Origin of the sequence: Kitasatospora sp. NPDC088548, from assembly GCF_044753005.1 — a bacterium.
Lineage (GTDB): Bacteria > Actinomycetota > Actinomycetes > Streptomycetales > Streptomycetaceae > Kitasatospora.
On sequence record NZ_JBIVMI010000051.1, the window covers coordinates 1 to 20,086 of the forward strand.

Annotated in this window: 19 protein-coding genes; 12 read left to right on the plus strand and 7 right to left on the minus strand. The window is 74.0% G+C overall.

The features are described 5' to 3' along the window. Positions 1-123: 123 nt before the first annotated feature. A complete protein-coding gene (gene tatA, locus ACIP82_RS36680; RefSeq protein ID WP_363612422.1) occupies positions 124-438 on the minus strand; it encodes a Sec-independent protein translocase subunit TatA in 315 nt (104 codons plus the stop codon). 239 nt (positions 439-677) lie between these two features. Continuing rightward, positions 678-1,247, minus strand: coding sequence for a methyltransferase (locus ACIP82_RS36685; protein ID WP_400659925.1), 570 nt, complete (start codon positions 1,245-1,247; stop codon positions 678-680). Between the two features lie 214 nt (positions 1,248-1,461). On the opposite strand from ACIP82_RS36685, the gene ACIP82_RS36690 reads away from it, so the two are divergent. Next, entirely contained in the window at positions 1,462-1,641 is a 180-nt protein-coding gene (locus ACIP82_RS36690) for a hypothetical protein (protein ID WP_400659927.1), read from the plus strand. 43 nt (positions 1,642-1,684) lie between these two features. On the opposite strand, the gene ACIP82_RS36695 is transcribed toward ACIP82_RS36690, so the two are convergent. Next, complete coding sequence (locus tag ACIP82_RS36695; RefSeq protein ID WP_400659930.1) at positions 1,685-3,223, minus strand: MFS transporter; 1,539 nt, start codon at positions 3,221-3,223, stop codon at positions 1,685-1,687. 109 nt (positions 3,224-3,332) lie between these two features. Here ACIP82_RS36695 and ACIP82_RS36700 point away from each other — a divergent pair, with 109 nt between their 5' ends. Beyond that, positions 3,333-3,923: a TetR/AcrR family transcriptional regulator gene (locus ACIP82_RS36700; RefSeq protein WP_400659933.1), complete on the plus strand. Its 591-nt coding sequence runs from the start codon at positions 3,333-3,335 to the stop codon at positions 3,921-3,923. Between the two features lie 13 nt (positions 3,924-3,936). Here ACIP82_RS36700 and ACIP82_RS36705 read toward each other — a convergent pair whose 3' ends face one another. After that, positions 3,937-4,254, minus strand: a complete 318-nt coding sequence (locus tag ACIP82_RS36705) for a cupin (protein WP_363612431.1) — start codon at positions 4,252-4,254, stop codon at positions 3,937-3,939. Positions 4,255-4,436: 182 nt separating this feature from the next. Here ACIP82_RS36705 and ACIP82_RS36710 point away from each other — a divergent pair, with 182 nt between their 5' ends. Beyond that, positions 4,437-4,700 (plus strand): hypothetical protein, encoded by a 264-nt coding sequence (locus ACIP82_RS36710; protein WP_363612433.1) that lies wholly within the window; start codon positions 4,437-4,439, stop codon positions 4,698-4,700. A gap of 153 nt (positions 4,701-4,853) precedes the next feature. On the opposite strand, the gene ACIP82_RS36715 is transcribed toward ACIP82_RS36710, so the two are convergent. Beyond that, positions 4,854-6,011: an acyl-CoA dehydrogenase family protein gene (locus ACIP82_RS36715; RefSeq protein WP_363612434.1), complete on the minus strand. Its 1,158-nt coding sequence runs from the start codon at positions 6,009-6,011 to the stop codon at positions 4,854-4,856. A 156-nt stretch (positions 6,012-6,167) separates the two neighbouring features. Here ACIP82_RS36715 and ACIP82_RS36720 point away from each other — a divergent pair, with 156 nt between their 5' ends. The 8 genes from ACIP82_RS36720 to ACIP82_RS36755 all read left to right on the plus strand — a co-directional run bounded on the left by ACIP82_RS36720 (position 6,168) and on the right by ACIP82_RS36755 (position 17,794). Continuing rightward, positions 6,168-6,356: a hypothetical protein gene (locus ACIP82_RS36720; protein ID WP_363612436.1), complete on the plus strand. Its 189-nt coding sequence runs from the start codon at positions 6,168-6,170 to the stop codon at positions 6,354-6,356. A gap of 109 nt (positions 6,357-6,465) precedes the next feature. Continuing rightward, positions 6,466-8,382, plus strand: a complete 1,917-nt coding sequence (locus tag ACIP82_RS36725; protein ID WP_363612438.1) for an ATP-binding protein — start codon at positions 6,466-6,468, stop codon at positions 8,380-8,382. A gap of 86 nt (positions 8,383-8,468) precedes the next feature. Next, positions 8,469-10,826 carry a hypothetical protein gene (locus tag ACIP82_RS36730; RefSeq protein WP_400659937.1) on the plus strand — a complete coding sequence of 786 codons (2,358 nt, stop codon included), beginning with the start codon at positions 8,469-8,471 and terminating at the stop codon, positions 10,824-10,826. 136 nt (positions 10,827-10,962) lie between these two features. After that, positions 10,963-11,616, plus strand: a complete 654-nt coding sequence (locus ACIP82_RS36735) for a DedA family protein (RefSeq protein WP_400659939.1) — start codon at positions 10,963-10,965, stop codon at positions 11,614-11,616. Between the two features lie 129 nt (positions 11,617-11,745). Next, positions 11,746-13,563, plus strand: a complete 1,818-nt coding sequence (locus ACIP82_RS36740; RefSeq protein WP_400659942.1) for a threonine/serine exporter family protein — start codon at positions 11,746-11,748, stop codon at positions 13,561-13,563. A gap of 78 nt (positions 13,564-13,641) precedes the next feature. Further along, on the plus strand, positions 13,642-14,733 hold the full coding sequence (locus ACIP82_RS36745) for a hypothetical protein (protein ID WP_363612445.1): 1,092 nt from the start codon (positions 13,642-13,644) through the stop codon (positions 14,731-14,733). 312 nt (positions 14,734-15,045) lie between these two features. Then, complete coding sequence (locus ACIP82_RS36750; protein WP_400659945.1) at positions 15,046-16,365, plus strand: C40 family peptidase; 1,320 nt, start codon at positions 15,046-15,048, stop codon at positions 16,363-16,365. Positions 16,366-16,480: 115 nt separating this feature from the next. After that, entirely contained in the window at positions 16,481-17,794 is a 1,314-nt protein-coding gene (locus ACIP82_RS36755) for a GNAT family N-acetyltransferase (RefSeq protein ID WP_400659947.1), read from the plus strand. A 180-nt stretch (positions 17,795-17,974) separates the two neighbouring features. Here ACIP82_RS36755 and ACIP82_RS36760 read toward each other — a convergent pair whose 3' ends face one another. Next, on the minus strand, positions 17,975-18,808 hold the full coding sequence (locus ACIP82_RS36760) for a TetR family transcriptional regulator (protein ID WP_400659950.1): 834 nt from the start codon (positions 18,806-18,808) through the stop codon (positions 17,975-17,977). 184 nt (positions 18,809-18,992) lie between these two features. Here ACIP82_RS36760 and ACIP82_RS36765 point away from each other — a divergent pair, with 184 nt between their 5' ends. Continuing rightward, the gene (locus tag ACIP82_RS36765; protein WP_363612451.1) at positions 18,993-19,586 is read left to right on the plus strand and encodes a GNAT family N-acetyltransferase; all 594 of its coding nucleotides are present in this window, start codon (positions 18,993-18,995) and stop codon (positions 19,584-19,586) included. A gap of 13 nt (positions 19,587-19,599) precedes the next feature. Here the strand turns inward: ACIP82_RS36765 and ACIP82_RS36770 are convergent, their stop codons facing one another. Continuing rightward, positions 19,600-20,085, minus strand: coding sequence for a macro domain-containing protein (locus ACIP82_RS36770; RefSeq protein WP_400659952.1), 486 nt, complete (start codon positions 20,083-20,085; stop codon positions 19,600-19,602). Between the last annotated feature and the right edge of the window lies 1 nt (position 20,086).

The following is a 20,086-nucleotide window of genomic DNA, read 5'->3' on the forward strand; positions in this document are numbered from 1 at the left end:
GCTCCCTCAAACCCGAAAGATCATCGCGTCCAACAGCCACGGCCCTCGCAACTCCCACAGATCGCGGGTGTTGCGAGGACCGTTAGAACCCAAGGAGCCGGGGGCCTTCGGAGGACCGGGTGCTCAGGCGCTGGTCGCGGACCGGGTGGTCTCGGTGGCCTTGGTCACGGTGGTCGGGTTGACGGCGGCCGGGCGGGGCTGCTCGGCGGCCGGCGGCTGGGGGGCGGCGGTGCTCTGCGCCGTACCCGGAGCGGCGGCAGCGGCGGCGGCGTCGGCCGGGGCGTCGTCCTCGCGCAGAGCCTTGGTCTCCGCCTTGAGGATGCGCATCGACTTGCCGAGGCCGCGGGCCATCTCCGGCAGCTTCTTCGATCCGAACAGCAGGACAACGACAGCCAGCACCACGAGGAGGTGCCAGGGCTCAAGACCGTTCCGCAGCATCCCTGGCCACCGGTCCCTTCTTGTCTAGAGTCTCAGCAGGGCAAACCGCCCGACCTCGCCAGTATGCCTGTCCGCGGCGACGAACGTATACACCGGCTGGGAAACGCTGGTCAAAAACCAGGTGTTGCTCAAGCGGATCCCGAGCAGTGGTCTGGACCACATGATCGCCCCCGGCCGGACGGCACCCGCGGCCACGTGCGCGTCCTGTCCCGAGTCGTCGGCGACCCGCCGGGCCCGTCCTAATAGACGAACGGGATCAGCCGCTTCGAGCCCCGCCGGTAGGCCGCGTACTCGTCGCCGAACGCGGTCAGCAGCAGCCGCTCCTCGGCGCCGATCCGCCAGGTGTACGCGACCAGCAGCAGCGCGGCGACGATCAGCGTCGCCGGCCAGCTGCCCAGGCCGAGTGCGTAGCCCGTCCAGACCAGCAGGCTGCCGCAGTAGCCGGGGTGCCGGATCAGCCGGTACGGGCCCTCCCGGACGACCCGCTGGGCGTCGACGGTCCGCAGGGTGCGGGTGTAGTAGCGGCCGAGGGTGTGCATCCCCCAGGCCCGCAGGGCGAGCCCGGCGGCGAGCAGGGCCACCCCGAACCAGCGGGCCCACCCGGGGAGTTCGCCGATCGACGCCCGGCCGAAGAGCACCACGACGGCCGCCGAGGCGGCGTAGCAGGAGAGCAGCAGCCGGGTGGAACCCCGGTCGCGGCCGTCCGCCCGCCAGGTGCCGGCGGCGGCATCCTCGCGGCGGCGCAGCAGCAGCTCGTAGCCCACCCAGCAGAGGATGCCGAGAAGGGCGAGCAGGCTCGGCAGGGACATGGGGGGCACTCCTGACGCTCGACGCCGGATCCGGGTACCCCACCAAGCTCCCGCACCCCCGCCCGGAACACACCCGCCCGGGGGCGGACACCGCCACCTCCACCCCCGGGTGGACCGCCCGCGGCTTCGCAGGGCGCCCGGATTCGTCCGTGCTCGCCAGCCGTTGACATGGCATCAGCCTCGTACTCCGTGCCATGCCGGACAGGAGAAGCCCGTGCCCCAGACCGCCGCCGAGACCGTTGCCGAGGATGCCTGGCTCAACAGGATCGCCGATGAGGCGGAGGACGAGGGCTTCGAAGGCGCGCTCTGCCTCGACGGGATGGCCGCGCTCGTCCTCGGCCGGGAGCGGCGCGAGAGCCCCCGCCCGGGCCGAGGCCCGGGCGGGGGCTCCTGATGACGCGCGGGGGCGGGCCGGACCGGTCGGGGCAGGGCGGGGGTCAGGTGGTGGCCGGCTCGGTGGGGCGGGCGGCGGGGAGGTGGTTCATCAGGCGGTAGGCGAGGGCGGCGGCGCCGACGGCGAAGACCAGGCCGACGACGGCGGCGACGTGCAGGCCGTCGGTGAAGGCGGCGCGGGCGGTGCCGAGGAGGTCCGTGCCGAGTTGTCCGGGGAGGTGGGCGGCGACGGTGACGGCGCCGCCGAGGGTGTCCCGGGCGGCGCCGGCGGCTTCGCCGTCCAGGCCCGCGGGGAGGGCGCCGTCCAGGTGTGAGCGGTAGACGGCGGCGCCGGCCGCGCCGAGCAGGGCGATGCCGAGGGAACTGCCGAGTTCGACGGCGGTCTCGGAGGTGGCGGAGGCGGCGCCGGCCCGCTCGACCGGGGCGGCGGAGACCACCATCTCGGCGGTCAGGGTCATGGTGCCGACGGTGCCGGCCGCCAGGATGCCCGCCGCGGTGAGGACGAGCGCGAGCGGGGAGTCCGCGCCGACCCGGGTCATCAGGGCGAAGCCGGCCGCGCCGATCAGGAAACCGCCCGCCATCAGGACCGCCGGGCGGACCTTCCCGGCGAGGGCGGCGCCCGCGCCGACCGCCGCGCCGACGCCCACGCTGGGCACGAGCGACCAGAGCGACGCCGTCAACGGGCTCATGCCCTTGACCAGTTGCAGGTACTGGGAGGTGAAGAGGGTGAAGCCCATCATCGCGAACATCGCCACCGTGTTGACGCTGATCGCGCCGCTGAAGGCGCGGATCCGGAACAGGCCCAGGTCGAGCAGTGGGTTGGCGGCGGTGCGCTGGCGCCGGACGAACGCGGCGCCGATCAGCAGCCCGGCCGGGACGGCGAGTGCGGGGAGCGGGCTCCAGCCGTCCACCGCGAGGGTCTTGATGCCGTAGACGAGCGGCAGGATCGCGGCCAGCGAGAGCGCGGCGCCGGGCAGGTCGAAGCGGCCGGCCTGCGGGGAGCGGTACTCGGGCAGCAGCGCGGGGCCGGTGAGCAGGACCAGCGCCATCACCGGGACGGCGGGCAGGAAGGCCGAGCCCCACCAGAAGTGGTTCAGCAGCAGGCCGCCGACGACCGGGCCGAGGGTGGCCCCGGCGGTGAGGACGCCGCCCCAGGCGCCGAGCGCGAGCTGCCGCTGCCCGGGGTCGTGGAACATGGTGCGGATCAGCGCGAGGGTCGAGGGCATCACGGTGGCCCCGGCGACGCCGAGCAGCGCGCGGGCGGCGATCAGCTGTCCGGCGCCGTCCGCGCGGGCGGCGAGCAGCGAGGCGCCGATGAAGCCGGCGGCGCCGATCATCAGCAGCCGGCGGCGGCCGATCCGGTCGCCCAGCGAGCCCATCGTGATCAGCAGCCCGGCCAGCAGGAACGAGTACATGTCCATGATCCACAGCTGCTCGGTGCCGCTCGGCGCCAGCGTGGTGGAGATGTACGGGACGGCGAAGAAGAGCACGCCCATGTCCATGGTCAGGACGAGGGTCGGCAACAGGAGGACGGCCAGGCCGATCCATTCGCGACGGCCTGCGCGGCCGGTGGTTGCGGTCATGGGGAAGACAGTACGGGCGTGTCAGACGAACGTCTAGTACAAACGTCTAAAACATTTGTCTTGCTCGATTGTGCAAGACATCCGTCCAGTCCTTCCGTAGCATCGGGGCATGGGAAACCGCGAAGAACTGATGGCCGGGGCCAAGCGCTGCCTGTACGAGAAGGGCTACGGCCGCACCACCGCCCGCGACATCGCCTCCGCCTCCGGGGTCAGCCTGGCGGCCATCGGCTACCACTTCGGGTCGAAGGAGGCGCTGCTCAACGCGGCGCTGATCGAGGCCGTCGGGGAGTGGGGCGGCGGGCTCGCCAAGGTGGTGGCCGTCGCCGACCAGGTCTCGGGCGACGCCGAGGAGCGTTTCGTCGCGGTCTGGGAGGGCGTGAAGAAGGCCTTCGCCGAGCACCGGGGCCTGTGGGCCGCCCAGTTCGAGGCGATCGCGCAGACCGGGCACGCCCCGGAGCTGGAGAAGGCCCTCGCGGACAGCCAGAAGGAGGGGCGACTCGGGCTCGCGGCGCTGTTCCAGGGCCTGCCCGAGGTGCCCGACACCGAGGAGGAGCTCGCGCGCGGGATGTTCTACCAGGCGCTGCTGGCCGGGATGGCCGCCCAGTGGCTGGCCGCGCCCGAACAGGCGCCGACCGGGCGGGACTTCCTGCGCGGCCTGCGACTGGTCGGCGACGCGGTGCTGAAGCCGGCCGCGCGGTAGGCGCCGAAACCGGCTACACGGTGACGGCGGTCAGCAGCACCACCGAGTCGACGTGGGCCAGCAGCCCGTGCCGCTCCTGCGGGATCGGGTACAGCTGGCCCGCCGACAGCTCCTGCAGGCGGCCGGCGATGGTCAGCGACACCCGGCCGCGCAGCACCTGGAGGCTGGCCGCGGTCGGCGCGTTGTGTTCGTCCAGCGCGGTGCCGGCGGTCAGCGCGATCACGGTCTGCCGCAGGACGCCGTCGTGGAGCGCCAGATGGGCACTGCGCCCGTGCGGGCTCTCGGCGGCCTTGGCGGCGTGCTCCACGACGAGCTGTTCGAGATCGACCATCGCGTGTCCTCCTGCGCCGGCCCGGCGGGGCGTCCGGGGCGGGGGCCGCCCGTCGCGGCGGGCCCTCCGGCCCAGCGTCGCGGACACGGTGCGCTCGCGCACCCGGAGCCGCCCGGAGCCGCTCGGGGCCGCCCGGAGCCGCTCGGCGTGCGGAGGCCGCCGACACCCTCCATGGTGGAGGCATGGCGAACGAGAGTTTCTTCAGCGGATTCCAGGTCAACCGCCCGCTGCTGGCCGGCGGTGCCATCCTCACAGGTGTCGGGGCGGTGCTGGGGCTGGCCGGTGCGGTGATGGTGTGCGCGGCGGTGGCCACGGCCGGCCGGAGCTGGCTGCAGCGGCTGGAGACCCCGCCCGTCGAGCTGGCGCAGCGTGCGCTGCACGGCGCGAAGGCGGCGTCCTCGGCGGGCTGGGAGGCCTGGCGGGCCGAGCACGGTTCACCCAACTGAGCCGTTCACCCGGGCTGAGTCGCTCACCCGACTGAGCAGCGCGCCCGGTTGAGCCGCGCGTCCGACCGGGCGGCCAGGCGGCCCCATGGCGGCCCGTGCGACGGCAGCGGCGGGCCGCCATGGGGGTGCGGCCCGCCGCCGGTCCGAACGTACCTACAGACCAAGCGACTTGGCGATGATGCTGCGCATGACCTCGCTCGTGCCGCCGTAGATCCGGAACACCCGGTTGTCGGTGTAGAGGCGGGCGATCGGGTACTCCAGGATGTAGCCGTAACCGCCGTGCAGCTGAAGGCACTTGTCGATCAGCGTCGAGGCCGACTCGGTGCAGAACAGCTTCGCCGCCGCCGCGTCCGCGACCGTCAGCTCGCCGTTCTGGTACAGCTCCAGCGCGCGGTCCACCATCGACTGCTGGGCCATCACCTGGGCCTCGCAGTCGGCCAGCGAGAACTTGGTGTTCTGGAACTCGGCCACCGCCTTGCCGAAGACCTTGCGGTCCTTGACGTACTGGACGGTGAACCGCACCGCCGCCGCCGAGGCCGCGTACGCGCCGACCGCGATCGCCAGCCGCTCCTGCACCAGGTTGTGGGTCAGGTACGAGAAGGCCCGGCCCTCCTCGCCGAGCAGGTTCTCCACCGGCACCTTGACGTCGCTGAACGCCAGCTCGGCGGTGTCCGACGTGCGCAGCCCGATCTTCTGCAGCTTGCGGCCGACGGTGTAGCCCTCGGACGTGGTGTCCACGCAGAGGATGGAGAGGCCGGCCCGGCGGTTCTCCGGGTCGTACGGGGCGGTGCGGCAGACCACCAGGACCAGGTCGGCCAGCACGCCGCCGGTGATGAAGGTCTTGGCGCCGTTGAGGACGTAGTGGGTGCCGTCCTCGGAGAGCCGGGCGGTGGTGGAGATGCCCGCGAGGTCGGAGCCGGCGCCCGGCTCGGTCATCGCGATCGCGGTCATGAGGTCGCCGGAGACGAAGCCGGGCAGCCAGCGCCGCTTCTGCTCCTCGGTGGCGTACTCCAGCAGGTACGGCAGCACGAGGCCGGTGTGCACGCCGGACGAGCCGAAGCTCACGCCCGCGCGGGCGACCTCCTCGGTGATCACCGCCTGGTACTTGAAACCGCTCTCGCCCGCACCGCCGTACTCCTCCGGCACCTCGATGCCGAAGACGCCGAGGTCGCCGAGCTTGCGGTAGAAGTCGCGCGGCGGGTGGCCCTCGGCCTCCCAGCTCTCGTAGACGGGGACGACCTCGTTGGCGACGAAGTCCCGGATGGTCTCCCGGAAGGCCTCGTGGTCCTCGGTGAACACGGTGCGGCGCACGGTGGCGCTCCCTTCGGTGGTGCCCGGCTGACGCCTGGCGGGGCCAGGTGATCGCTCCACAAGTTAATCGCGGGTAGTTTCGGCTGTCCAGGGTCGGCGCGAGGCCGCCCGGGCCCTGCGCGAGGCCGCTGTCCGGGGCGGCCGGAGTGCGACGCGGTGGAGGCCCGGATCCGGGTGCACGCGCTGTTCGCGCTGGTCAACGACGGGGTGCGGAACCGTCCGTGCGGCGCCCGTCCGGACCTCGGCGACTGCCTGCCGCGGGTCGTCCGGGCCGTCCTCGGGCTGCCCGAAGGCGGCGGCCGTCGGAGGTGGCCGTCGGAGGCGGCCGACGGCGTGCGGCCCTGAGGCGCGTACCGGGGGCGGTACCTCGCCGTCAACGTCCGGTTGACCGAGTCCCGACCTCCCCTCAGAAACAAATGGTCGCCGGATAGTCGCACTGGCACACTGAGGACCCATGTCTGAAGGTCTCCCGCCCGACCGCGTGCCCGCCGAGGATCTGCGTACGACCGAGGTCGATCTCGGCGGACTGGTGAACGTCCTCGCCACCCACCTCTACTCCACCCCGCTGGTCGCCCTGCGCGAACTCGTCCAGAACGCCCACGACTCGCACACCCGCCGCCTCCTGGAGGACCCGGACGGCGGCCACCGGCCCCTGATCCGGGTGCGCGGCGACATCGACCGGCGCACCGTCGGCATCGAGGACACCGGCGCCGGCCTCACCGAACCGGAGATCCACGCCTACCTCGCCACCGTCGGCACCGGCTACACCCGGATGCTGCGCGAACTCACCGGCAACCAGGAGCTCATCGGCGCCTTCGGCCTCGGCTTCCTCTCCGCCTTCTCGGTGGCCGACGAGGTCGTCGTCACCACCACCTCGCACCGCGAGCCCGGCCTCGGCCACCGCTACCGCAGCCACGGCGGCGAACAGTACAGCGTCGAACGGGTCGCCGCCCGGCCGCTGCCCGGCACCGTCGTCGAGCTGTCGCTCAAGGCCGAGCACGCCCACCTCGCCGACGAGCACGCGCTGCGCGAGGTGCTCGGCCGGTACTGCGTCCTGCTGCCGATCCCGGTCTACGTGGGCGACGACGAACACCCCGTCAACGGCGTCCGGGTGCCCTGGCGCCGGCCTTCCGACGGCGACCAGTACGCCGCCCGGATGCGGTTCGCCGCCGCCTTCGGCCGCCGCTTCGAACCGCTGACGGCCTTCCCGGTGCAGCCGGCCCCGGACGCGGCCGAGGACGGCACCGACGCGGTCGGCCTGCTCTGGGTCCAGGACGGCGGCACCTACGGCAGCACCGACAACCGCGACCTCGCCGTCTACCTGCGCGGCATGCTGCTCGCCGAGGACGCCCGTGACCTGCTGCCCAGCTGGGCCGGGTTCATCGGCGGCGTGGTCGAGTCCGGCCGGCTCACCCCCACCGCCAGCCGCGAGGACCTCCAGCGCGACGGGCACTACCGCGCCCTCCAGCAGGCCCTCGCCGACGCCATCGTGGACGGCCTCTACGAGACCGCCCGGCTGCGGCCCGCCGTCTGGCGCCGCATCCTCAGCCGGCACGGCCAGGACCTGCTCGGGGCCGCACTCTGCGACGACCGGCTCTTCACCCTGCTCGCCGACGACGTCCCGGTGCCCACCTCGCAGGGCGACCTGACCGCGGGCGCGCTGCGGGCGGCCGGCGGGGGAGCGGTGCACGTCGCCCTCGGCAGCGGCGGCGGCTTCGAGGAGATGCTGTACCGGGCGATGCAGGTGCCGATCGCGCGCGGCGACCGCTACGCCGTACTGCCGTTCCTGCGCCGTTACGCCCAGCTGAGGGACTGCCGGATCGTCGAACTCGGCAGCGAGAGCGGCAACCGCGAGCTGTTCCGCGACCCGGAACGCCCGCTGCCCGCGGAGGAGGCCGCCTGGCTGTCCGGCGCCCTCGCGGACCCGGGCGAGCAGCTCGTCCCGGCCCGGTTCGACCCGCCCGGCCTGCCGCTGGTCCTCGTCCCGGACCGCGAGGCCGAGCTGAAGGCCAGGATCGAGGACGACCAGGCCGACGCCCGCATCCCGTCGGCCGCGCTGCGGCTGGCCCGGGCGTTCACCGCGCGCACCGACGGCGAGGTGAAGGCCCGGCTCTACCTCAACCTCGCCTGCCCCGCCGTCCAGGACCTGCTCACCGCCTACCGCGACGGGCACACCGGCAGCGCCACCGCGGCCGGGCTGCTCCGCTCGCTCAAGGTGATCATGGCCGCGGCCTCGGCCGGCTCGTCCGGCGGGGACCTCACCGCGGCCCTGTCCGGCATCGGCACCGCGGTCTCCGCGCTCACCGCCGCCCTGCCGGAGGGCCTGCCCGCCGTCCCGGACAGCCCGGACGGCCTGGCGGACGGGGCCTGACCGATGGCGCCGAACGGATTGTCAGTGGGGGGCGGCACACTGCCCACCAGCACAGCGCACCACCCGCAGGGGGAGACGGAAGCGGTATGAGCACCGACATCTGGGCCTGGGTCCACGACACCCACCAGCAGCTGGCCGAGGCCGGACACCGGCGGCTGGCCGACGCCATCTACGAGCTCCCCGGCCATGCCAACGAGGGGCGCAACGAGCAGCTCGACGCCGTCTACCCGGAGGCCGTCGCGGCCGCCCGGGCACTCGGCCTGCCCTGGGTCGAGGTCTACCTGCGGCACTGGCGGATGCAGAACCTGCTGAACAAGCGCCACCAGGGCGAGCAGGCCCTGCCCGAGGCGGTGGACCTGCTGGAGTTCGCGCACCGCGAGGAGACGGCCGGCTGCCCGCAGTCGGTCTGTGTGGTGCAGGACTTCGCGATCTGCCACGCCCGGGTCGACGGCCCCGGCTACGTGCCCGAGCGGCTCGCCGTGCTCGGCGAGACGCTGGAGCGGATCGAGCCCGCCCGGGCCTGCTTCGACTGCCTCTCCCGGGAGTACTCCGACGCCCTGGAGGACGACGGCCGCCCGGCCGAGGCGCTCAGCCACCTCGACAGCGCCGCCACCCGGATGCAGGCGGCCGGCCAGCGGCTCTCCCTGCACTTCCACCACGCCCGGGCCGGCACGCTGCACCTGCTCGGCCGGCACGAGGACGTGCTGGCCCTGCTGGACACCGCCGAGCAGGCCGAGCGTGCCCGCGGCCGCGGGATCGACGACAGCGACCGGCGCTGGGGCGCCCTGCTGCGGGCCCGCGCGCTGGCCTCCCTCGGCCGCACCGAGGAGGCGCTCGCCCTGCTGCCCTCCCTCGCGGACGCCGAGCGCCACGCCGACCTGCGGTCGGCCTGGACCAGGACCGTCGAGCTGCTGGTCGAGGCCGGCGCCTGGGAGAACGACGCCGAACTCGGCGCCGCCGTGGCCGGCTGGGTCGCCTACCTCGACGGCACCGGCTCGCACCGGCCCTGCGTGGACCTGCTGCTGGCCGCCGGGCGGCTGGCCGTGCGGCGCGGCGCCCGGACGGTCGCGCTCACCCTGGCCGCCACCGGCGAGCGCAAGCTCACCCGGCTGCGCCGCACGGAGGGTGTCGCCGAGGAGGTCGCCGCGCTGCGGGCCGCCGCCGAGGCGCTGCCGGTACCCGAGCTGCCCGTCCCGCCGGCCGAGCTCGCGGCACACCTCGCCGAGGCGGGCGTGCCCTACGAGACCGGCGCCGACCTGCTCTCCGTCGCCCTGGACCGGTACCGGGGTGAGCAGGCCGGCGCCACCACACTGGCGATCAACCTGGCCGCGGTGCTGGGCGGTCTCGGCCACGCCCGGGCCGCCGCCGACCTGCTCTGGGCGCGGCTCGACGCCGACCCGGAGAACGAGGAGCTGACCGGCATGCTCGGCGCCACCCTGGTCGAGGCCGGGGACGGCGAGGGCGTCCGCCGGCTGGCCGACCGGCTGGCGCTGACCAGCCCGGGCGACGGGCACTGGATCCGCGCCCGCTGGGCCGCCGCCGAGGGCCGCTGGGCCGAGGTGCTGGAGCAGTGCGAGGCGATCCTGGCCACGCACCCGGACCGGATCAACACCCGCCGGCTGGCCGCCGCCGCGGCGACCGAGCTCGGCGACCACGGGACGGCGCAGCGGCTGTACCAGGAGATCCTGGAGCACGCGCTGCCGGCCGAGGGCACCCCGCCGGAGGAGCGGCACCGTACCGTCCAGGAGCCCGACCTCTGGCACCTGATCACCGCGGCCACCGTCAACCGGGACTGGACGGCCGTCCGTTCCACCGGCGCCCTGATCGGCATCGAGTTCGACGAGCCCGAGGGCCCGGTGGACGAGGAGTGGCAGCTGGTCACCGTCCGGGCCCCGCGGACCGACGGCTCCACCGCCGACCTCCCGGCCGTCCGCACCGGCCCGGCCACCGCCCGCCTCCTGCCGGTGCTCGGCGACGACCTGACGTTCAACCACGGCGACGTGGTGGTCTTCGCCCCGGCCCTGCTGGAGCGGCCGCCCGCCGACGACGCCCCGGAGGAGGAGAAGGAGCGCTGGCGCCCGGTGTTCCAGCTGCTGACGCTGCTCGACCCGGCCGGCTACACCACCTACTGGATCGACGGCGGCTGGCCCGGCGACGAGGCCTGGGCCGAACTCCGCGAGGAGCTGCGACAGGCCGGCTACGCGGTGTGGGCGTACAGCGGGGATCACTACAGCATCACCGACCCGGCGGACGACGACGGGTCGCTGCCCGGCATCTACGCCGCCGTCGCGGTGCCGCCCACCGCGCAGGCCGCCGAGGCCGACGCCCTGCTCCACCGGCTCACCGGCTCCTGGCCGCACCCGCTCTCCTGGCTCGACCTGGCCAGGGCGGCGGGCGCGGACACCGGCCGCCACGAGGAGATCGTCGAGCGCTACGGGCTCTGAGGCGCACCCGTACCCGGTACCGGCGGCCCGCCGGTACCGGGTACGGGAACCGCCCGCAGGCCCTCTTGAGTCAAGGATTCTTGGTCAGTGCTTTACTGTTTCATTGCCAAGACCCGACCTCAGGAGTGCCTGCCCTGTGACCAGCCTCGCCCTCGGCCCGTCCTGGCTCGATCCGACCAGCCTGATCTCCACCTTCGGGCTGCTCGGCATCCTGGCCATCGTCTTCGCCGAGTCCGGTCTGCTGATCGGCTTCTTCCTCCCCGGTGACTCCCTGCTCTTCACCACCGGTCTCCTGGTGGCCGGCGGCACCTACCTGCACCAGCCGCTCTGGCTGGTCTGCGCGCTGATCGTGGCCGCCGCCGTGGCCGGGGACCAGGTCGGCTACCTCTTCGGCCGCAAGGTCGGACCGAGCCTGTTCCGGCGCGCCGACTCCCGGCTGTTCAAGCAGGAGAACGTGGAGAAGGCGGCCGCCTTCTTCGACCGGCACGGGCCGAAGGCGATCGTGCTGGCCCGCTTCGTGCCGATCGTGCGGACCTTCACCCCGATCGTCGCCGGGGTGAGCAGGATGAACTACCGCACCTTCGTCGTCTTCAACCTCGTCGGCGGCGTGCTCTGGGGCGGCGGCGTCACCGTGCTCGGCTACTTCCTCGGCCGGATTCCCTTCGTCCGGGACAACATCGAGGCGATCCTGGTCGGCATCGTGCTGCTCTCGGTGGTCCCGGTGGCCATCGAACTGCTGCGCGCCCGCCGCTCCGGCACGGCCTCCACTGACCGCCACCGCGCCGGGTAGGCGCCCGTACGCCCCGCCGCCCGCCGGGACGTACATGTGCGTCCTGCAGTTCGATCAGGCAAGGTGTAAGCGGAGATCGAACGGCGGCCCGGGTGGCCCGGCGCCACCAGGGGCGGCAAGGAGTGGGAAGTGCCTAAGCGGGGCCGGCCGGGCGCAGGCAAGCGGGCCAGGGGCGGCAGGGCGGCACGCCAGGCACGGCAGGCGCGACAGACACCGCCGGTCCGGCCGGTCCACCCCTCCGAAGCGCCGCCCACCGAGGGCCTGCTCGGCCACCCGGCTCCGGCCGTCGAGCCCGCCACGGTGATCCCGCTTGCCCCGCCGGCCCCGCCCACCAAGGGGCTGCTGACCCCGGAGCCCACGCCCGAGGCCGAGGCGGAGCCCGCACCCGTGCCCGCCGCCGGGGCCGGCACCACCGGCCCCCGCCGGCGCTCGGTCGCCGAGGACACCCTCACCCCCGAGGAGTGGCGGGCCGCCGGCTACACGCCGCCCACCGGGATCGCCGTCCCCACCCTGCGGGCCGGCGCCCCCGGCGAGGCGCCCTGGCCGGACCGGATGCGCACCCTGCTGCGCACCCCGATGTCCGAGCGCCCGGCCTTCGAGCGGACGCCCCGCGAACTGCACCCCTCCGCCGCCCGGAACGTGCCGCGCATCCTCGACCTGACGCTGCGTATCGGCGAGCTGCTGCTGGCCAGCGGCGAGGCCGCCGAGGACGTCGAGGCGGCCATGCTCGGCATCGCCCACGCCTACCGGCTGGACCGCTGCGAGCCGCAGGTCACCTTCACCCTGATCGGCATCTCCCACCAGCCCTCGCTGGTCGAGCCCCCGGTCACCGCGGACCGGGTGGTGCGCCGCCGCACCTCCGACTACATCCGGCTCAACGCCGTGTACGAGCTGGTCGCCGACATCACCGCGGAGAAGGTCACCGTCAACGACGCGTACCGCCGACTCGCCCTGATCCGCCGCAACCGGCACCCGTACCCGGCCTGGCTGCTCTCGCTGAACTCCGGCCTGCTGGCCGGCGCGGCGACCTTCCTGGTCGGCGGGCGGGCCGACGACAAGGCCTGGCTGGTCTTCGCCAGCGCCTTCATCGCCGCCGTCCTCGGCGACCGGCTGGCCTCGCTGGTCGCCCGGCGCGGACTGCCGGAGTTCTACCAGTTCGTGCTGGCCGCGATGCCCGCCGCCGCCTCCGGCATCATCCTGTCGCTCAACGACTGGGGCCTGCGCGGCTCGGTCGTGATCACCGGCGGGCTCTTCGCCCTGCTGCCCGGGCGGGCCCTGGTCGCCGCCGTCCAGGACGGCCTGACCGGCTTCTACATCACCGCCGCCGCCCGGCTGCTCGAAGTGATCTACCTGGTCGCGGGCATCGTCATCGGCGTGATGCTGATCCTCTACCTCGGCGTCGGCTTCGAGGCGAAGCTCAAACCGGACGAGAGCCTGGTCGGCGTCAACTACCCGCCGGTCCAGATGATCGCCGCGCTGGTGCTGACGCTCGCCTTCGCGATGCTGCTCCAGACCGACCGCCGCTCGCTCGCCCTGGTCACCCTGAACAGCGGCATCGGCTGGGCCAGCTACGGCGTGCTGGCCTACAACGCGGGGCTCTCCCCGATCGTCGCCACCGGGGTGGCGGCCGGCCTGGTCGGCCTCTTCGGCCAGCTGATGGCCCGTTACCGCTACGGCTCCGCGCTGCCCTACGTGACCGCCGCGATCGGCCCGCTGATGCCCGGTTCGGCGCTCTACCTCGGCATGCTCTCCTTCGCCCAGGGCCACGCCAGCGCCGGGCTGGTCTCGGTCAGCCGCGCCGCCGCGATCGCGATGGCGCTGGCGATCGGCGTGAACCTCGGTGGCGAGGTCGCCCGCCTCTTCATGAAGCTCCCGGGCGGCGCCGAGCGCCCGTCGCTGTACCCGGCCGTCCCACGGCGGGCGGCCAAGCGCACTCGGGGCTTCTGACCGCGCGTTGGACCGCTGTTGGCCCCCGGGTCATGTCGCGGCAGGCAGGACGCAGTACCAGGAACGAAGGTAAGACCCATGACCACACTGCTGGACGGCTACCGCGCGCACATCGTCGCGGCGCACAAGCAACCGCTGTTCCTGCTGCTGGTCGGGTTCATCACCTCGTTCGTCTTCATCCGGGTCAGCGTGCGGATGATCCGGGCCCAGGTGCGCTGGTGGCCGGGCAACGTCACCCCCGGTGGCCTGCACATCCACCACATGGTGTTCGGTCTGGGCTTTCTGCTGGTCGGCGGCGTCGGGGTGTTCGCGACCTACGGCGGGCACCCGTGGATCGACCTGTTCGGGCTGCTCTTCGGCATCGGTTGCGGTCTGGTGCTGGACGAGTTCGCGCTGATCCTGCACCTGGACGACGTCTACTGGAGCGAGCAGGGCCGCAAGTCGGTGGACGCGGTGATCTTCGGCATCCTGTTCACCGCGCTGCTGCTCACCGGGTACGTGCCGCTCGGTGTGGTGCCGAGCCAGGAGACCAGGTGGGGCCTGGTCGCGGTGATCTCGGTGAACGCGCTGGTCTCGGTGGTCACCCTGCTCAAGGGCAAGATGTGGACGGGGCTGCTCGGCATCATGGTGCCCGGCCTCTCCTGGATCGGCGCGATCCGGCTGGCCCGCCCCAGCAGCCCCTGGGCACGCTGGCGCTACGCCACGCGCCCCCGCCGCCGGGCGCGTGCGCTCCGGCGCGAGCGACTGCTGCACGGGCGCGCCGACCGGGCCCGTACCTGGCTCTTCGACCTGATCGCCGGCGCCCCCGACAAGGTCCCGGCCCACCACCCCGCCGCCCAGCGGGTGGCCGAGCGGATGGCCGCCCGGGCCAGCGCCCACCTCGACGCGCACGCCGCCCGCTCGCTGGCCCGCCGCTCCGCCCGGCTCGCCGACCGCCGCTCGGCGGCGGCCGCCGGGCCCGGTGCCGCGCCGGCCGGGGGATACCCGCAGGCCGCGCCGGCCGACCCCCGATCCGCGTACGAACTCGGCCAGCAGCGGCGGGCGGAGCAGCGCCGCCGGACGGTCCGGGCCGGCCGCAACCGCACCTACGCGCTGCGTCCGACCGGTCTGGAGCCCCGGCCCGACCGCCACCCCCGGCTGCGGACGCACACCCCCCGGATCCACCGGTAGGCCGTCCACCCGGTGCTCCCGGCCGAAGTTGACGTTCAGTCGGATCCGTCGGTCGGTCACCCGCCCGGCGGCGCAGGGCTGGTGGGGCGGACCGAGCGGTCTGAGAATAATGCGAAGAGTGATGGGCCTGTCACGCGATGAGATGTTCTTCGGGGGATCGCCGGTCTCCCGGGCCCGCTCAGACCCTGTCAGGCCTTGTCAGACCCGATCAGATCTCGTCAGCCCCGTCGGACCCCCGCTCGTCCCGTTCGTCCCGCTCGATCCGTCGGGGCCGGTGGCGGCGCGGCGTCCGACCAGTGAGAAGGATGTCCCGTGGCGCGCAGGCTCCTGCCGACCCTCCTGTTCTCCCTCGCCGCCCTCCTGGGGCTGCTCCCCGCCGCGGCGGCGGCACCGGCGGACCCGGAGCCGGCCCCGGCCGGCGCCCACGCCGACGAGGCGTACCCGTCCACCGAGGACATCGACCGCTCCCGCGCCGAGGCCGACCGCCGGGCCGACTCGGTCGGCACCATCGAAGCCGGCCTCACCGCCGCCAGGACGGCGCTGGAACGGGCCGGCCGGGTCGCGGAACAGGCCGTCGAGGCCTACAACGGCGCACAGCTCGCGCTCACCAGAGCCCGCGCCGAGGAGGCCGCCGCCGCCGGGCGGGCCGCCGCCGCCGAGGCCGAGCGGGCCGCCGCCGTCGAGGACGCCGCCCAGCTGGCCGCCGAAACGTATCGCCAGGGCGCCGGCGCCGAGCTCTCCGCCCTCAACGCCCTGTTCGGCGCGCACGGCCCGCGCGAGGCCGGGGACCGCGCCGCGGTGGTCGGCGTCGCCAGCGACCGCACCCGGCAGATCCTGGACGCCGCGACCTCCACGGCCGCCTCCGCCGCCCGCGCCTCGGCCGCCGCCCGCGCCGCCGCCGAGGCCGCCGGGCAGGCCGCCGCCGAGGTCGGCGCCGCCAGGGAACGCGCCGAGACCCGGCTGGCCGACCAGCAGACCGAGGTCAGCGCCATCGGACAGCGCCGCGAGCAACTGCTCGCCGAACTGGCCGCCACCCGGAACACCACGGTCGAGCTGGAGCGGCAGCGGCGCGAGGCCCTGGAGGTCATCGCCGCCCGTGAGGCCGAGGCCGCCGCCCGCGCGGCCGCCGAGCAGGCCGCCGCCGAAGAGGCCGCCGCGGAGCAGGTCGCCGTCGCGGCCGCGGCCGCCGCAGCAGCGGACGTGAAAGCCTCCAAGGCGGCCCCGCTCCCGGAGGCCGCCCCGTCCACGGACGTCCGGCCGTGGTCGGCCGAGGCCGCGTCCGCCGCCGTCGCCTTCGCCCGCTCCAAGATCGGGCTGCCCTACATCTGGGGCGGCGAGGGCCCCGACGGCTACGACTGCTCCGGGCTGACCATGATGGCCTGGCGCCAGGGCGGCAAGCAGCTCAACCACTTCGCCGCCGACCAGTACGCCCAGAGCAGCCGGGTCGGCTACTCCCAGCTCCGCCCCGGCGACCTCGTCTTCTGGACCGACACCGGCCGCGCCGCCGACATCCACCACGTCGGCCTCTACATCGGCGACGACCAGATGATCGAGGCACCCCGCCCCGGCCGGGCGGTCAAGCAGGCCAGCCTCTGGATCATGGGCACCCCGGACTTCTACGCCCGCCCGTAGCGGGCCGGGCCTCCGGCCGCCAGGTGGCGGTGCGTCATCTCCGGTGGTGGCGGCCGGTGGTCCGTGCCGAAATAAATGAGATGCCGCCGTCGCGGGCCGGTCGTACGGTGGCTCAATGGGCAACGAAGTGAACGGCGAGTCCCGTGACCCGGGCCGTGGCCGGCTGAAGGAGACCGTCGACACCGTGGGCGGCGTCGAGATCCGTGCGATCGCCGAGGACGAGATCGCCGCGTGGGACCGGGCGCTCGCCCTGGGGTTCATGCGCTCGCACGTGGAGAGCGCGGCCGACTTCCGGCGGCTGCAGTACGAGCCGGGGCGGGTGCTCGCGGCCGTGGACGACGGCCGGCACGTCGCCACGTTCCGGAGTTTCGACGTCGAGCTGACCGTTCCCGGCGGGGCCACCGTCCAGGCGGACGCCGTCACCGCCGTCACCGTGTCCGCCACCCATCGCCGGCGCGGTCTGCTCAGCCGGATGATGTCGCACGACCTGGCGGCGGCCCGCGAGCGCGGCTCGGCGGTCGCCATCCTGATCGCGGCCGAGTACAACATCTACGGCCGGTTCGGCTTCGGCCCGGCCACCCGCGGCCACGGCTGGAACATCGACCTGCTGCGCACCCGCGGCCTGCGCGAGGGCCTGCCCACCGTCCCCGGCGGGCGGATCGACTTCGTCGGCATGGAGGAGCTGCGCAAGGTCGGCCCCGAACTGCACGACCGCTGGCGGCTCACCCAGCCCGGCGCGATCGCCCGTGACGACATCTGGTGGAAGCGCACGACCGGCGAGACCAAGGTGCCCGGCTTCGACTGGAAGGAGCCCTTCGCCGCCGTCCACCGGAACGCCGAGGGCACCGCCACCGGCCTGGTCGTCTACCGGGTCGACGACAGCTGGGACGGCAGCTACCCGAACTGCACCCTCACCGTGGCCGACTTCCTCGCCCTCGACCGGGGTGCCGCCGCCGAGCTGTGGCGGTTCGTCCTCTCCGTCGACTGGGTGCGCAAGGTCGTCGCGGAGAACATCGGCGTGGACGACCCGCTGCCGCTGCTGCTCAGCGACCCGCGCGCCGCCACCCCGTACGTGGACAACGCCGACTTCACCTGGCTGCGGGTGCTCGACGTCGAGGCCGCCTTCAACGCCCGCACCTACGGCGCGCCGGGCCGGGTCGTGCTGGAGGTCGAGGACCGGGACGGCTATACGGCCGGGCGCTGGGCCATCGAGGTCGCCGCCGACGGCACCGGCCGCTGCACCCGCACCTCCGACGAGGCGGACCTCGCGCTGGACGCCTCCGCGCTCGGCTCGCTCTACCTGGGCGGCGAGACCGCCCCGAGGCTGGCCGCCGCGGGCCTGGTCACCGAGCTGCGCCCGGGCGCGGCCGCCGCCGCGGACCTCCTGCTGCGTACCCCACTGGCCGCCTGGAACCCGGACAATTTCTGAGCGGCGCACCCCTGGTGGGCTTCGGCCGGTCCGCCGCGGCCGTCGTGCGGGCAACCGCCGACGGCCGGGCGGGCCGGCCGTCGGCATGACCGGCCCGGTGGCCCGGATCCCGCTCCCGCCTCCGGTCCCGTCGGGAGCGGGCGCCTTTCCGGGAGCGGGCGCCTGATGGTGGCTCCGGGCCTACTTGGCGGCCGTCTTCCCGATGGTGGGGAGGATGAAGTCCTGGATCAGGCCCTTGGCGTCGCGGACGATCGGGCGGAACACCCGGTAGCGCGAGAGGTTGATGATCCGGGCGACCATCGGGGTCGAGCGGCGGACGTACTCGCGGGTGCGCTCGGTGTCCGGGGTGCGGTCGAAGACCCAGTAGAGGACGACGATCATCAGGTTGAGCCAGAGCAGGTCGGGCAGCAGCTCGGCCAGTTCGGCGTCCAGCTTGGGGGCGAGTTCCGACCCGGTCAGCACCTCGCGGAACAGCTCCACGGCGGTGGCCCTGGCCGGGTGGGACTCGTTGGAGAACGGGCTCAGCGCGCTGTTCGGGTCGGCCGCCGTGCGGAAGAACTGGGCGGCGAACTCGTGGTACGGCGCCGCGCAGTCGAGCCAGGAGCTCACGGCGATCTCCAGACGCTCCGTGAAGTCCTTGGTGCCGGCCAGCCGTCGGCGGGCGTCGGCGGCGTGCTCGTACGTCATCCGGTCGTAGAACCCCTGGATGAGGAATTCCTTCGACGAGAAGTAGTAGTAGGCGTTGCCGACCGAGACACCGGCCTCGGCGGCGATGGCGCGCATGGTGGTCCTGTCGTAGCCGCGCTCCTGGAAGAGCCGCATGGCGGTCTCCAGGATCAGCGCCCGGGTCTGCTCGCTCTTGTCGGTCTTCGGCTGGGCACGGCTGCCACGCGATTCGGCGGGCGGTGCCGCCGGGGGCGCCGCCGGTGCCTCTACCTGCGTCCCGTCCGCACCACGCGTACCGTTCGCGGCGCTCGTGCTGCCCGTACCGTTCGTCGCTGCCAGGTCGTCCACGGATCCGAGCCTAGCCGGATCGCTCAGTTCCAGCCGGTGTCGTGGCGTACGGCACCGGATGCCCCCTCCGCATCCGGTGCCGTCGCCTCGCCCCCGCTTATTTCGAACGCGTTCAAAAGCATGGCACGACTGTAGAGGTAAGCGTTGAACATGTTCAACCCGGGGTGTGTGGGAGGCTCGTCACATGACCGCATCCGATGACCGCGCCACGACGACTCCGGCCGTCGGGGCGACGGCCGCCACGGGCTCCCCGGCCTCGGCCACCACGATCCGGCGGGGCACCGCGCACGATGCCGGGACCGTCGCCGAGTTGCACAGCCTCAGCTGGCGTACCGCGTACACCGGCATCGTCCCGGAGGAGGCGCTCGGCGACGGGCTGCCCGCCGAGCGGCACGAGGTCTGGTCGTTGCGGCTGGCCGTCGACTACGGTGAACCGGCCAACACCCCGGAGCTGCTGATCGCCGAACAGGCCGGTGCCGCCGTCGGGTTCGCCTATCTCGTCCCGCAGCCGGACGGCCGCGTGCTGCTCGACAACCTGCACGTCCGGCCCGGCCGCACCGGCGGCGGCATCGGCCGCGCCCTGCTGGACACGGCGCGCGCGCACGTCGCGCGGCGGCACCCCGGCGCCGACCTCTACCTGGAGGTCCTGTGTGCCAACACCCGGGCGGTCGCCTTCTACGAACGCGAGGGTGGTCGCCGGACGGCGCAGCGGGAGGGCGTCTTCCCCGGTGGCCATGTGCTGCCGGAGTACGAGTACACCTGGCCGGCCGCCGGCTGAGACCGGCCGCCGGTCAGTCGTGGTCGTAGACCGTCACCGGCACCCCCCGATCCACCAGCCGGGCCGTCACCAGCGGCTCGACCCGCTCCCAGCGCCCGCCCGCCAGACCGCAGCCGATCCGCGGCATGTGGACGGACGCGCCGAGCGCCAGCGCCTGCCCGGCCAGCGCCGTCAGCGCGGTGTCGATCGCCTCGTACCGGACCGGCACGCCCGTCGACCGGGCCGTCCGGATGCCGCGCTGGCCGACCATGTTCGCCACCCAGACGTACGGTTCGACCCGCACCAGCTGGACGGCACCCAGCCCGAAGTCGTTGCCCGCGCGCTCCCGGTGCCAGCGCCGGAACGCGGCCTCCGGCTCCGGCCAGCGCCGGGACAGCGCCAGCACGAACCCCTTGCCCCAGCCGCCGAGGTCGTTGCAGACGTGCGCGATCACCTTCACGCCCTTGGCCTGGGGCGCGGTGGCATCGCCGCGGACGTAACGGATGGTCGTCGCTTCCATG